The sequence below is a fragment of the Streptomyces sp. NPDC033136 genome (assembly GCF_055578235.1).
In genome coordinates this window covers 167,070-179,561 of sequence record NZ_JBVIPD010000012.1, presented here as the reverse complement: position 1 = coordinate 179,561, position 12,492 = coordinate 167,070, and the positions used below count along the sequence as shown (strand labels likewise).

Here is a 12,492-nt window from a genome sequence, read left to right as displayed (position 1 = left end):
GCTGATTGCGCCGACGCACACAGGGCGCCGACTTACTGAGGATTGAGTCTTGACTGACCAGTTGCGACTGATGGCCGTTCACGCACACCCCGACGACGAGTCGAGCAAGGGCGCGGCGACCATGGCGAAGTACGTGTCCGAGGGGGTGGACGTGCTGGTCGTGACCTGCACGGGCGGGGAGCGCGGCTCCATCCTCAATCCGAAACTGCAGGGCGACGCGTACATCGAGGAGCACATCCACGAGGTACGCAAGAAGGAGATGGACGAGGCCCGCGAGATCCTCGGGGTCAAGCAGGAGTGGCTCGGCTTCGTCGACTCCGGCCTGCCCGAGGGTGACCCGCTGCCGCCGCTGCCGGAAGGATGCTTCGCGCTGGAGGACGTCGACCACGCGGCCGGTGAGCTGGTCCGGAAGATCCGCTCCTTCCGTCCCCAGGTGATCACCACCTACGACGAGAACGGCGGCTACCCGCACCCCGACCACATCATGACCCACAAGATCTCGATGGTGGCGTTCGAGGGGGCGGCGGACACCGAGAAGTACCCGGAGGCGGAGTACGGCCCCGCCTACCAGCCGCGCAAGCTCTACTACAACCAGGGCTTCAACCGCCCGCGCACCGAGGCCCTGCACCAGGCGATGCTCGACCGCGGCCTGGACTCCCCCTACGGGGACTGGCTCAAGCGCTGGGAGGAGTTCGGCATGAAGCAGCGCACGCTGACCACGCACATCCCGTGCGCCGACTTCTTCGAGATCCGCGACAAGGCGCTGATCGCGCACGCCACGCAGATCGACCCGGACGGCGGCTGGTTCAAGGTGCCGATGGAGATCCAGAAGGAGGTCTGGCCGACGGAGGAGTACGAGCTGGCGAAGTCCCTCGTCGATACCTCCCTCCCCGAGGACGACCTCTTTGCGGGCGTCCGCGACAATGCCTGACATGAGCGCAAGCGCAAGCCTGGCAATGACGCACCTCGTCTCCTTCGCCAAGGAGGTCGACGAGGACAAGGTCACCCCCGGCGTCCTCGGCTTCATCGTCTTCGCGGCGATGGCCCTGGCGGTGTGGGCCCTGATGAAGTCCATGAGCCGGCACATGAACAGGGTCGACTTCACCGAGGTCCCGGACCCGAGGGCCGAGCAGGCGGAGCAGCCCGGGGCGCAGCCGTCCCCGGCGGAGTCCGCGGAAGCCGAGACCTCCGGCCAGGGCAAGAAGCAAGGCTGACGCTCCCCGCCCAGGGATGACCCGTCGGCGGCCGTATCACCGCCGACGGGCGCCCGCGCGCCCCGCGACCTTGGGCCTACGCCGTCGCCTCCACGGCCACCCCCATCACCTCCCGCGCATGCCGGCTGGGCGTCATCCCCAGCCCCCAGGCCTGCCACCCGGCCTCCAGGCTCACGCCGCGTTCCAGCAGCAGCGCCCACGCGTCGGCGTAGTCGCCGAGTTTCTCGTCCCGCAGCGGATGGCTCGCGGCGGACATCTGGGCCAGTTCCTCCTGGGCCACGGCCGTGCCGATCTCCATGCCGCCCGGGGCCGCGTACGGCAGGAGCGTGCAGCGCAGGAAACGGGCCCAGTCCTCGCCCCGGCGGTCGCCGTACGACGTGAACAGGTCCAGCGCCTCGTCGCACAGGGCCAGGGCCTGCTGGGTGCGGGCGTTGCCCGCGTCCACGACCGCCAGTTCCAGGCAGGTCCACGCCTCGCCGTGGGCGACGCCGATGCGCTGGAAGTCGGCGCGGGCGTCCACCAGGAGCTGGCGGGCGAAGCCCGAGTTGCGCAGCGAGCCCGTCTGGGCCGCTCGCTGGTCGCGGGTCACCCGCGCGGAGTGGTGGCGGGCGCAGGCCAGGCCGTACACGTCGCGCATGCGGGAGAACATCGTCCGGGAGCGTTCCAGTTCGCGGACCGCCTGGTCGAGGTCGCCCGTCTCCTCCAGGGCCTGGCCCAGGTAGTACAGCGTCCACGCCTCGCCGCGCGCGTCCTCGTTGTCGCGGTGCCGGGTGGCCGCCCCGCGCAGCTCCTCCACCGCCTGGGACGCGTCACCGTCGACCAGCCGGGCCCGGGCCAGCTGGGTCAGCGCCCAGGCCTCGCCGCGGGCGTCGCGGGTCCGGCCGTACAGTCCCAGGGCCGCGCGCAGCTCGGACTCGGCGCGCGGGACGTCGCCCCTGCGCAGGCCGAGCTGGCCGAGCTGGAAGTGGGCCCACGCCTGGCCGTGCACGGACTCGCCGGCGCGGTGCAGCACCAGCGACTCGGTCAGCAGCTCCAGCGCCTCGGCCAGCCGGGCGCGGTCCCGCTCCACCGCCGCGAGGGCGTGCATCGTCCACGCCCGGTCCGTCGCCAGCTCGGCTGAGGACTGCAGGGCCAGGGCCTCGCGGAGCTTCGCCGACGCCTCCGTCAGATTGCCCTGGTGGTGCAGCGTGATGCCGAGGGAGCACAGGGCGCGCGCGGCCCCCGCGTCGTGGTCGGCCTCCCGGTAGAGGTCGACGACCGAGGCCAGAGTCGTACGCGCCTTGTCGAGTTCGCCGAGCTGCCGTGCCGCGATGCCGGTGCGCCACTGCACCGAGCGGACCAGCAGGCCCTCGTCCACCGCCTGGGCCAGTTCGCTGATCTCGCCGAGGCGGTAGAGGTCGCCTCGCAGCAGGCAGTAGTCGCACAGGGCGCCCAGCAGGTTCAGCACCGCCGCCCGGTCCACGTCCTCGGCGTGCCGCAGCGCCGCCGTGATGAAGCTCGACTCGTCGTCCAGCCAGCGCAGCGCCTCGTCGAGGGAGGTGAAGCCGTACGGGCTGAAGCGGTTGGTGCGGGTCGACATGTTGCCGTCGACCATGCGCAGTACCGAGTCGGCCAGCTCGGCGTAGTTCACGATCAGCCGCTCCTGGGCCGCCGTGCGCTCGGCCGGTTCCTCCTCGTCGAGGAGCCGGGCCTCGGCGAAGGAGCGGACCAGGTCGTGCAGCCGGTAGCGGTCGCCGCGGACGTGGTCGATCAGGCCCGCGCGGGTCAGGGCCCGCAGGTGGCGCTTCGCTTCCGCCTCGTCGGTGGCGAGCAGCGCGGCGGCCGCGGCGGCGCCCAGCGAGGCCCGGCCCGCCAGGGCCAGCCGGCGCAGCAGCCGTCGTACGGTCTCCGGCTGGTCGGTGTAGCGCAGCCACAGGGCGCGCTCGACCGGCTCGACGGGGCCGTAGGCGTCGAGGTCGGTGGCCAGGGCGCGCGGGGAGCGCGGGCCGAGGCACGAGCCGGCGATGCGCAGCGCCAGCGGCAGCCCGCCGCACAGCTCCCGTACCCGGTCGGCGGACTCGGCGTCGTACGGCCCGGAACGGTCATGGGCCGCCGCGCCGAGCAGTTCCTCCGCGCCGGCGGCGTCCAGCGGCGCCACCGCCAGCTGGTGCACCCGCGCGGGCACGCCCTCCAGCTCCAGCGGCCCCCGCGCGGTCACCAGCACCAGGCTGTCGGACCGCTCCGGGACCAGGGCGCGGATCTGCGCGGCGTCCGAGGCGTCGTCGAGGACCACCGTGACCGGCAGGCCGGTCAGATGCTGGTGGTACAGCTCGCTGAGCCGTTTGACCTGGTGGTCGGGGGAGGACCGCTCGCGGAACAGCAGCTGCTCGCGGGGCGCGCCGAGCCGGTTGAGCAGGTGCAGCAGGGCGTCGCGGGTGGACAGCGGGGAGCCGCCCGGCCCCTCGGCGCGCAGGTCGACGACGCAGGCGCCGCGGAAGTAGTCCTTCAGCCCGTGGGTGGCGTGCACCGCGAGGGCCGTACGGCCGCTGCCGGGTGTGCCGTGCAGGACGACGACGGTCGGCCGGGTCTCCGTGCTCGCCCGGGCCGCCTGCACCCACTGCCGGATCTGTGCCAGTTCCCGTCGCCGCCCGGCGAACGGCTCCGCCGGTTCCGGGAGCTGTCCGAAGGACCGCGACAGCACGTTGCGCCCGCGGGCCGCCGCGCTCTTGTCGGCGCCCCGCAGCCGCGGCCCCGTCTTCTTCGGCCCGGTCGAGGCGGCAAGCACCCGCTGTTGGTCGAGGAACGGCCGGATGCCCCGTACCTCCAGTGCCGTCAGCCACTGCAGCCGCAGCTGCTCCGGCCCGCCCGGCTGGCTCACGGCCCCGGCGCGGCGGCTCGCGGCCGGCAGATGGGAGCCGGCCACCTTCACGACGGTCGACGCGGCACCCACGACACCCACCGTCGCTCCCGCGCCCAGCGCCGTCGCGGTGCCCGTGCCCAGGGCCATGTCGGCGACGACGGCCGCGACCGCCGCCACCCCGGCCACCAGCAGCGGTGTCCCGGCGCCGTCCCGGGCGTAGCGCTGCCCGAAGGTGAGCTGACCGGCCGCCGCCTCGTCCAGGGCGCGCGTGTAGGCCCCGTACTCCTCGGATGCGCTCTGCGCCATCACGTCGAGCGCCCCGCGCGCCCGCGCGAGCAGCACCTTCCCGTCGCTGCGCCCGCCCGAGCGGCGCACTTCCTCCTCCACGGCCCGCGCCAACAGCCGCTCGGCCTCCGCCCGATGACTGTCCCGCATGTCACGTCCCCCTCCGGCGGCAACGGCGTTCTCTCAGTCGCTGCGGTCGTTTCCTCGGTCATGTACTCGGTCATTTCCTCGGTCGTTTCCTTGGTCAAGTGTGCTGCCGACGGCGCATCGGGGCGAGGGGGCGTGCCCGGCCCGATGGTGTGAAGAGACCGGCCCGTTGGTGTGCGGCGTGCTCGGCGCCCGTGCCGTCCGGAGCGGCGCACGCGCGGCGCCTGACGCATGCCGGGCGGGGGTCTGCGGCAGGATGGACACCATGCCGAACCGACTGGCGCACGAGACGTCCCCCTACCTCCTGCAGCACGCCGACAACCCCGTCGACTGGTGGCCCTGGTCGGCGGAGGCCTTCGAGGAGGCCCGCAAGCGGAACGTGCCCGTGCTGCTCAGCATCGGTTACAGCAGTTGTCACTGGTGTCACGTGATGGCCGACGAGTCCTTCGAGGACCATCAGACCGCCGAGTACCTCAACGCCCACTACGTGAGCGTGAAGGTCGACCGTGAGGAGCGCCCCGACGTCGACGCCGTCTACATGGAGGCCGTGCAGGCGGCCACCGGGCACGGCGGCTGGCCCATGACCGTCTTCCTCACCCCGGACGCCGAGCCGTTCTACTTCGGTACGTACTTCCCGCCCGCCCCCCGCCAGGGCATGCCCTCCTTCCGGCAGGTGCTCCAGGGCGTCCACCAGGCGTGGGAGGACCGGCGGGACGAGGTCACCGAGGTCGCCGGGAAGATCGTCCGCGACCTGGCCGGGCGGGAGATCTCCTACGGTGACGCCCAGACCCCCGGCGAGCAGGAGCTCGCGCAGGCGCTGCTCGCGCTGACCCGGGAGTACGACCCGCAGCGCGGCGGATTCGGCGGGGCGCCGAAGTTCCCGCCGTCCATGGTGCTGGAGTTCCTGCTGCGGCATCACGCCCGGACCGGAGCCGAGGGCGCCCTGCAGATGGCGAGCGACACCTGCGAGCGCATGGCGCGGGGCGGTATCTACGACCAGCTCGGCGGCGGCTTCTCCCGTTACTCCGTCGACCGCGACTGGATCGTGCCGCACTTCGAGAAGATGCTGTACGACAACGCCCTGCTGTGCCGGGTCTACGCCCACCTCTGGCGCGCCACGGGCTCGGAACTCGCCCGCCGGGTGGCCCTGGAGACCGCCGATTTCATGGTGCGCGAACTGCGCACCGCCGAGGGCGGATTCGCCTCGGCGCTGGACGCCGACAGCGACGACGGCAGCGGCAGGCACGTCGAGGGCGCGTACTACGTGTGGACGCCGGAGCAGCTGCGTGAGGTCCTCGGCGAGCAGGACGCCGACCTCGCCGTCGAGTACTTCGGCGTGACCGAGGAGGGCACCTTCGAGCACGGCCGGTCCGTTCTCCAACTTCCTTTGCAGGAGGGCCTGTTCGATGCTGGGAGGCTCTCCTCGATCCGGGAGCGGCTGCTGGCGAGCAGGGCCGGGCGGCCCGCGCCCGGCCGGGACGACAAGGTCGTCGCCGCCTGGAACGGGCTCGCGATCGCCGCGCTCGCCGAGACCGGCGCCTACTTCGACCGGCCCGACCTCGTCGAGGCCGCTGTCGCCGCCGCCGACCTCCTCGTCCGGCTGCACCTCGACGAGCAGGCCCGGCTCACCCGTACCAGCAAGGACGGCCACGCCGGTGCCAACGCGGGTGTCCTGGAGGACTACGCCGACGTGGCGGAGGGCTTCCTGGCGCTGGCGTCCGTCACCGGGGAGGGCGTCTGGCTGGAGTTCGCCGGGTTCCTCCTCGACCACGTCCTGGCCCGCTTCACCGACCCCGAGTCGGGCTCGATGTACGACACCGCGTCCGACGCCGAGCGGCTGATCCGCCGGCCGCAGGACCCGACCGACAACGCGGCCCCGTCCGGCTGGACCGCGGCGGCCGGTGCCCTGCTGAGTTACGCCGCGCACACGGGCTCCGAACCGCATCGCACGGCCGCCGGGAAGGCCCTCGGTGTCGTCAAGGCGCTCGGGCCGCGCGTGCCCCGCTTCATCGGCTGGGGGCTCGCCGCCGCCGAGGCCGCGCTGGACGGGCCGCGCGAGGTCGCGATCGTGGGACCGTCCCTCGACCACGAGGGGACAAGGGCTCTGCACCGCACGGCACTTCTGGGCACTGCGCCCGGTGCCGTGGTCGCGGTCGGTGCCCCCGGGAGCGATGAGTTCCCGCTGCTCGCGGACCGTCCGCTGGTCGGCGGAGAACCGGCCGCGTACGTCTGCCGTCACTTCACCTGCGACGCTCCGACGACCGAAGTCGACCGGTTGCGTGGGGTGTTGAGCGACTGACGGCGGGAATCAACGGAAACAGGATCTTTATCTGAACAGCCCCCGGGCTTCACAGTTCCCCCTAGCCTCTGCACAGTGACGTGACGGATGGGGCCGCACCGGCGCGCCGTCACTGCAGGGGGTTCTGGGATCTGGGGGGATCTGTTTGCTGACGTCTGTCTTCCTACGTCGTCGCCTCGCCGACCGTGCGGCCGGACGCGGCCGACCTGCCCAACGTCAAGGCCGCCATGGAGCACTCGGCCCCGGTCGCCACCTTCCGCACCTGCGAGGACCGCATCGAGATCCGCCCGATCCAGACGTCCGCCGGAGGCGCGCGATGAGCCAGGAGTCCACCGTCCCCGGCGAGGTCGTCGAGACCGCCGAGATCCCCGAACCGGGCGCCGTCACCATCGTCGTACCGACGTTCAACGAGTCGGCGAACGTACGCCGGCTGCTGCACCAGATCACCGAGTCCGTCCCGGCCCGGCTGCCCTGCGAAGTCGTCTTCGTGGACGACTCCACCGACGACACGCCCGAGGTCATCGAGAGGGCGGCGCAGGACTGCCCGTTCCCGGTGACCGTGCTGCACCGCCGGGAGCCGGTGGGCGGGCTCGGCGGCGCGGTCGTCGAGGGCATGAAGGCGGCCACGTCCGACTGGATCGTCGTCATGGACGGCGACTGCCAGCACCCGCCGCCCCTCGTGCCCGACCTGGTCGCCACGGGCGAACGGGCGAACGCCGGGCTCGTCGTCGCCTCCCGGTACCTCAAGGGCGGCAGCCGGGCCGGGCTCGCGGGCAGCTACCGCGTGGCCGTCTCGCGTGGGGCGACGTGGCTGACCAAGGCCCTCTTCCCACGCCGGCTGCACGGCATCAGCGACCCGATGAGCGGCTTCTTCGCGATCCGCCGCAGCGCGGTCACAGCAGAGGTGCTCCAGCCGCTCGGCTACAAGATCCTCCTCGAACTCGCCGTCCGCAGCCGCCCGCGCAACATCACCGAGGTGCCCTTCGTCTTCCAGGACCGGTTCGCGGGGGAGTCCAAGTCGACCACGCGGGAAGGCTTCCGCTTCCTGCGCCACCTGGCCGGGCTGCGCGCCGCCTCACCGGTCGCGCGCATGGTCGGCTTCGGCCTGATCGGGCTCACCGGCTTCCTGCCGAACCTGCTCGGCCTGTGGGCGCTGACCGCCGCCGGCATGCACTACGTACCGGCGGAGATCCTCGCCAACCAGCTCAGTGTCGCCTGGAACTTCGTGCTCATCGAGCACCTGCTGTTCCGCGAGCGGCGCCGGCACCGCCGCTGGTGGGACCGGGCCGGGCGGTTCGCGCTGCTCGCCAACGCCGACCTGGTGCTGCGCATCCCGCTGATCGCCCTGTTCGTCCACCAGTTCCAGCTGGGCGTGCTCTCCGCCACCGCGCTCGCGCTGGTGACGACGTTCGTCCTGCGCTTCGCGGCCACCGAAGCGCTGGTCTACCTGCCGCGCCGGGGCCGGGAGAAGCCCGTGCGCGACAGCCGCACCATGGACCGGAACGGGGACGGGATCGCCTGCGGCAAGGGAGATGTGAGCAAGGGCGTGAGAAGGAGTTAGCCGCCGAACTCGGCGAGGGCGCGCTCCACGATGGCCTCCAGCTGCTCGTGGTGCGCGCCCTTCCAGTACGCCCGGCCGCACGCGGCGCACCGCGCGAACACGTCGTACGTCGCGTGCGTGCCGTGCTTGAGCTGGTCCGCCACCTCGTCCTTGGTCGCCTTGCGCAGCAGCCCGTTGCAGGCCGTGCACCGGGTCCAGGGCCGCAGTTCGGGCTGGAAGCGGTCCAAAACGTCCCGGAGTTGCTCCTCCGGCCGGGTGCTGTAGACGAACGCCCCCGCCCACAGCTCGCGACGCCGCAGCAACCCCCGGTCGCGGCTCAGCATCACCCGCTGCTCCGCCGCCGAACGCGCCGCCAGCGCCGGGTCGCCGATGTCGGTCGACTCGTACGCGGTGTCCACGCCGAGCAGCCGCAGGCGGCGGGCCAGAGTGCCGAGGTGCACGTCGAGGAGGAACCGCAGGGGAGCGCCCGGCACCCGCTGGGGGCGGGCGACGGTCCGTACGGTCACCGACTCGCCGGCCGCCGGGACGTGCGAGACGGGCACCTCGCGGCCGTCCACGACCAGCGCGCCCACCTCCGTCAGCGGTACGCCCAGTGACTCGACGACATGGCCCAGGCTGGAGGCGCCGTCCGTGGTGGCCCGCAGGGTGTCCGCCCGCCGGGCCTGGGGGACGAAGACATGCAGCTCGGGGGCGAACTCGACGCGGATCTCGGGACCGTTCACCCGGTCAGGATGTCACGGGGGCCTCTGCGGCGGGTGGCCGTTTCGGCAGGTCCTTGAGGGTGTCGAGGGTGCGGTCGACCAGGTCCGGCAGGTCGTCCCGGAAGTCCCGTTCGACCCAGTAGATCATCGCCTCCAGCAGGGCGCCCATCAGTCCCATCGCGTAGACCCGCACTTCGAGCTCGTCCTCGTCGCGGCCGCTGCGCTCCGCCAGCGCCCGGCACAGCAGGCGGCCGGTGACGGACATGCTCTCCATCAGCCGCGCGCGCAGCGCGGGCACCTCGACCATCAGCCGGATGCGCAGGATCATCTCGTCCTGCTCGGAGTCCGCGGTGTCGGCCAGGGCCATGGCCATTCCCTGGCGGATCGACCAGCGCAGCGACTCCAGGACCGGTTCGTCCCGGGGCCGTGCCCGCAGCAGGTCCTCCACCAAGGGGTCGTACTCGTCCGTCAGGACGATGTCCTCCTTGGTGGGGAAGTAGCGGAAGACGGTACTCGGCGAGACCTCGGCGCGCTCCGCGATCTGCTCGACCGTGGTGGCCTCGTACCCCTGCTCCTTGATCAGGGCGTACGTGGCGTCCCTGATCGCGATCCGCGTCTTGATCTTCTTGCGCTCCCGCAGGCTCAGATGCCGCGCGGCCTCGGGAACAGGGGTCCGTGCCGTGGTCATACGGCTCATTGTCGGTCATCGGCCTCCAGCCGGGCCACGTCCGGGCCCGGTGCCGGCTCGGCCTGTGGCTTCCCGGGCTCCTCGGGCTCCCATGGCTTCCCGGGGTCCTCGGCCTGTCCGTGCTTCCCGGCCTCCCCAGCTCCTCCGGCCTCCCCGGGCACGCCGAGCTTCCCGGGCCCTCCGGCCTCCCCGGGCCCTCCGGCCTCCCCGGGCCCTCCGGCCTCCCCGGGCCCTCCGGCCTCCCCGGGCACGCCGAGCTTCCCGGGCTGTCCGGCCGGGGCGGCGGCCCGCGGGTCGGGCAGCAGCAGCGCCGTCAGTGCCGCCGTCACCAGGGCCGCGATGCCGCAGACCACGAGGACCGTGGACATGCCGTCCACGTACGCGGCGTCGGCGGAGCGGGCGAGTGCCGGCAGCTCCAGCCGCTCGGCCACGGCGTGGGCCCCGCTGAGCGAGTCGCGGGCCGCGTCCGCCGCCTGCCGGGGCAGTCCGGCGGTGTCGAGCCGGTCGTCGTAGGCGCCCGCGACGAGGCTGCCGAGCAGCGCGATGCCGATGGCGCCGCCCACCTGGCGGAGCGTCATCAGCAGTCCGGAGCCGCTGCCCGCCTCCTCGGCGGGGATGCCGCCGAGCGCCGCGTCCATCGCGGGCACCATCGCCAGGCCGAAGCCCAGGCCCGCGATCGTCAGCCACAGGGCGGTGAAACCGTAGCCGGAGCCGGGTTCCGTGCGGGAGCCGAGCAGCGCGGCGAAGCACAGCACCACCAGGCCCGTGGTGACCACCGGGCGCGGTCCCGCGCGCCGCACCAGCAGGGTGCTCAGCCGCGCGGAGACCATCAGCCCGCCCATCATCGGCAGCAGCCGCAGCCCGGTCCCGAAGGCGTCGCTGCCGCCGACCTCCTGCAGATACGCCGGCAGCATGAACAGCAGCCCGGAGAAGACGAACGTGCCGAGCGTCGCGGCCAGGCTGTTGAAGAGGAACCCCCGGTGGCCGAGCAGTCTCAGGTCCAGCATGGGCCGCACCGCGCGGCGCTCCCGTGCGACGAGGGCGGCGAGCAGCACGGCGGACATCGTGAACGAGCCGAGCACCGGGCCGCTGCCCAGCCGCGCCCGGGCGCCTCGATGATGCCGAAGACCAGGGCGCCGAGCCCCAGCGCGCTGCACGCGGTCGACAGAGCGTCCACCCGGGGTGAGGACGGGTCGCGGGACTCGGGAAGCAGGAGCAGACAGGCGGCGATGCCGATCGCGGCCATGGGGATGTTGATCAGGAAGATCGAGCCCCACCAGTAGTGGTCGAGCAGCAGCCCGCCGACCAGCGGCCCGAGCGGCATCCCCGCGGCCATGGACGCGGTGACGGCGGCGACGGCCTTGCCGCGCTCCTCCTCGCCGAACATCGACGGCAGCACGGACAGGCCGAGCGGAATCACCAGCGCGGCGCCGAGACCCATCAGGGAGCGGGCCGCGATCACCAGCTCCGGGGTGCCGACCACCGTGCCGGCCAGCGACCCGGCGAGGAACACCACCAGGCCCGTGACCAGCATCCGGCGCCGCCCGAACCGGTCGCCGAGCAGTCCGGCGGGCAGCATCAGCGCCGCGAACACCACGACGTAGGAGTCCACGATCCACTGCAGCTCGCCGGTGCTCGCGTCCAACTGCGCGGCCATCGTCGGCAGCGCCACGTTGAGGATCGTCAGATCGAAACCGAGCGCGAGCATGCTCGCGACGAGGGCGCCGAGCGCCCACCACCGGCGGGGGTCCCCGCGCCCCGGGTCCTGCTGAGTGACAGTAGCCATGAAATGAGAGTTACTCTCAAAAAAGTCACGCTGTCAATGTATGAGGACATGAGAAAGGGCCACGGCGTGGAAAGCCGTGGCCCTGTGTGTGGTGCGGCAGCCGCTACGCGTGCTGGTACGCCACCAGCGAGATCCCCACGTAGTGCGCGATGAAGGCCGCCAGGGTCAGGGAGTGGAACACCTCGTGGAAGCCGAACCAGCGCGGGGACGGGTTCGGGCGCTGGATTGCGTAGACCACGCCGCCCGCGCTGTAGAGCAGTCCGCCGACGACGACCAGGACGAGGACGGCGACGCCGCCGGTCCGCATGAAGTCCGGCAGGTAGAAGACGGCCGCCCAGCCCATCGCGATGTAGCACGGCGTGTAGAGCCAGCGCGGGGCGCCGACCCAGAAGACGCGGAAGAGGATGCCCGCCGCCGCGGCGGCCCAGATGCCCCACAGCAGCCACTGCCCCTTCGCGTCCGGCAGGAGCAGCATGGTCAGCGGTGTGTACGTGCCCGCGATGATCAGGAAGATGTTGGCGTGGTCCAGCCGGCGCAGGACACCGTCCATGCGCGGGGTCCAGTCGCCCCGGTGGTACAGCGCGCTCACGCCGAACAGCAGGCAAGCGGTCAGGGCGTAGATGCCGCAGGCGATGCGTCCTCTGGTCGAGTCGGCGAGGGCGGTCAGCACCAGGCCCGCGACCAGGGCGGCCGGGAACATGCCGAGGTGCAGCCAGCCGCGCAGCTTGGGCTTCACCGGGTGTGGCAGGGAGAGCGCCACGGGACCACTGCCGTCGGCCGGCGTGTCCGAGGGCGCGTCGGGGGCGAACGCAGTCATGGCCGAATGGTAGCTACGGAACCATAAGTGACCTATCAGTCCCACGGATTGCCGACGAAGAGTGGCCAGTCTCTCACTCCGGCCGAACGATGGTTACGCAAATGAACGGTCAGGTGAACGCAATGTGCGCGCAAAGCGGATGCGAGAAACCGTGG

9 protein-coding genes and 1 pseudogene are annotated in these 12,492 nt (G+C 72.4%); 5 read left to right on the top strand and 5 right to left on the bottom strand.

Annotation, left to right across the window (positions count from 1 at the left end; all coding sequences use genetic code 11):
* Positions 1-49: 49 nt before the first annotated feature.
* Positions 50-931, top strand: a complete 882-nt coding sequence (gene mca / locus ACZ5TL_RS23150) for a mycothiol conjugate amidase Mca (protein WP_468592045.1) — start codon at positions 50-52, stop codon at positions 929-931.
* Complete coding sequence (locus ACZ5TL_RS23145; RefSeq protein WP_468592044.1) at positions 924-1,214, top strand: hypothetical protein; 291 nt, start codon at positions 924-926, stop codon at positions 1,212-1,214. Before mca ends, ACZ5TL_RS23145 begins: the two co-directional genes overlap by 8 nt.
* Positions 1,215-1,290: 76 nt before the next feature.
* Here the strand turns inward: ACZ5TL_RS23145 and ACZ5TL_RS23140 are convergent, their stop codons facing one another.
* Positions 1,291-4,488 (bottom strand): tetratricopeptide repeat protein, encoded by a 3,198-nt coding sequence (locus tag ACZ5TL_RS23140; protein ID WP_468592043.1) that lies wholly within the window; start codon positions 4,486-4,488, stop codon positions 1,291-1,293.
* Positions 4,489-4,750: 262 nt separating this feature from the next.
* On the opposite strand from ACZ5TL_RS23140, the gene ACZ5TL_RS23135 reads away from it, so the two are divergent.
* From ACZ5TL_RS23135 to ACZ5TL_RS23125, 3 genes are all read left to right on the top strand, one after another.
* Positions 4,751-6,784, top strand: coding sequence for a thioredoxin domain-containing protein (locus ACZ5TL_RS23135; protein WP_468592041.1), 2,034 nt, complete (start codon positions 4,751-4,753; stop codon positions 6,782-6,784).
* Positions 6,785-6,969: 185 nt separating this feature from the next.
* Positions 6,970-7,104, top strand: a complete 135-nt coding sequence (locus ACZ5TL_RS23130) for a hypothetical protein (protein WP_468592040.1) — start codon at positions 6,970-6,972, stop codon at positions 7,102-7,104.
* On the top strand, positions 7,101-8,345 hold the full coding sequence (locus ACZ5TL_RS23125; protein WP_468592039.1) for a glycosyltransferase: 1,245 nt from the start codon (positions 7,101-7,103) through the stop codon (positions 8,343-8,345). The genes ACZ5TL_RS23130 and ACZ5TL_RS23125 overlap by 4 nt, the downstream gene beginning before the upstream one ends.
* Here the strand turns inward: ACZ5TL_RS23125 and ACZ5TL_RS23120 are convergent.
* The 4 genes and pseudogenes from ACZ5TL_RS23120 to trhA all read right to left on the bottom strand — a co-directional run bounded on the left by ACZ5TL_RS23120 (position 8,342) and on the right by trhA (position 12,337).
* The gene (locus tag ACZ5TL_RS23120) at positions 8,342-9,067 is read right to left on the bottom strand and encodes a Mut7-C RNAse domain-containing protein (RefSeq protein WP_468592038.1); all 726 of its coding nucleotides are present in this window, start codon (positions 9,065-9,067) and stop codon (positions 8,342-8,344) included. The two genes, ACZ5TL_RS23125 and ACZ5TL_RS23120, sit on opposite strands and share 4 nt — an antisense overlap.
* Positions 9,068-9,071: 4 nt before the next feature.
* Positions 9,072-9,734, bottom strand: a complete 663-nt coding sequence (locus ACZ5TL_RS23115; RefSeq protein WP_468592036.1) for a TetR/AcrR family transcriptional regulator — start codon at positions 9,732-9,734, stop codon at positions 9,072-9,074.
* Positions 9,735-9,999: 265 nt separating this feature from the next.
* Positions 10,000-11,520, bottom strand: a pseudogene (locus ACZ5TL_RS23110) (DHA2 family efflux MFS transporter permease subunit); the annotation flags it as partial.
* 103 nt (positions 11,521-11,623) lie between these two features.
* Positions 11,624-12,337, bottom strand: a complete 714-nt coding sequence (gene trhA, locus ACZ5TL_RS23105; RefSeq protein ID WP_468592035.1) for a PAQR family membrane homeostasis protein TrhA — start codon at positions 12,335-12,337, stop codon at positions 11,624-11,626.
* Positions 12,338-12,492 lie beyond the last annotated feature (155 nt).

Excerpts from the sequence above, each read along its gene's own strand:
- ACZ5TL_RS23145 (WP_468592044.1), top strand. The coding sequence starts at position 924 with ATGCCTGACATGAGCGCAAGCGCAAGCCTGGCAATGACGCACCTCGTC.
- ACZ5TL_RS23140 (WP_468592043.1), bottom strand. The coding sequence starts at position 4,488 with ATGCGGGACAGTCATCGGGCGGAGGCCGAGCGGCTGTTGGCGCGGGCC.
- ACZ5TL_RS23135 (WP_468592041.1), top strand. The coding sequence starts at position 4,751 with ATGCCGAACCGACTGGCGCACGAGACGTCCCCCTACCTCCTGCAGCAC.
- ACZ5TL_RS23125 (WP_468592039.1), top strand. The coding sequence starts at position 7,101 with ATGAGCCAGGAGTCCACCGTCCCCGGCGAGGTCGTCGAGACCGCCGAG.
- ACZ5TL_RS23115 (WP_468592036.1), bottom strand. The coding sequence starts at position 9,734 with ATGACCACGGCACGGACCCCTGTTCCCGAGGCCGCGCGGCATCTGAGC.
- trhA (WP_468592035.1), bottom strand. The coding sequence starts at position 12,337 with ATGACTGCGTTCGCCCCCGACGCGCCCTCGGACACGCCGGCCGACGGC.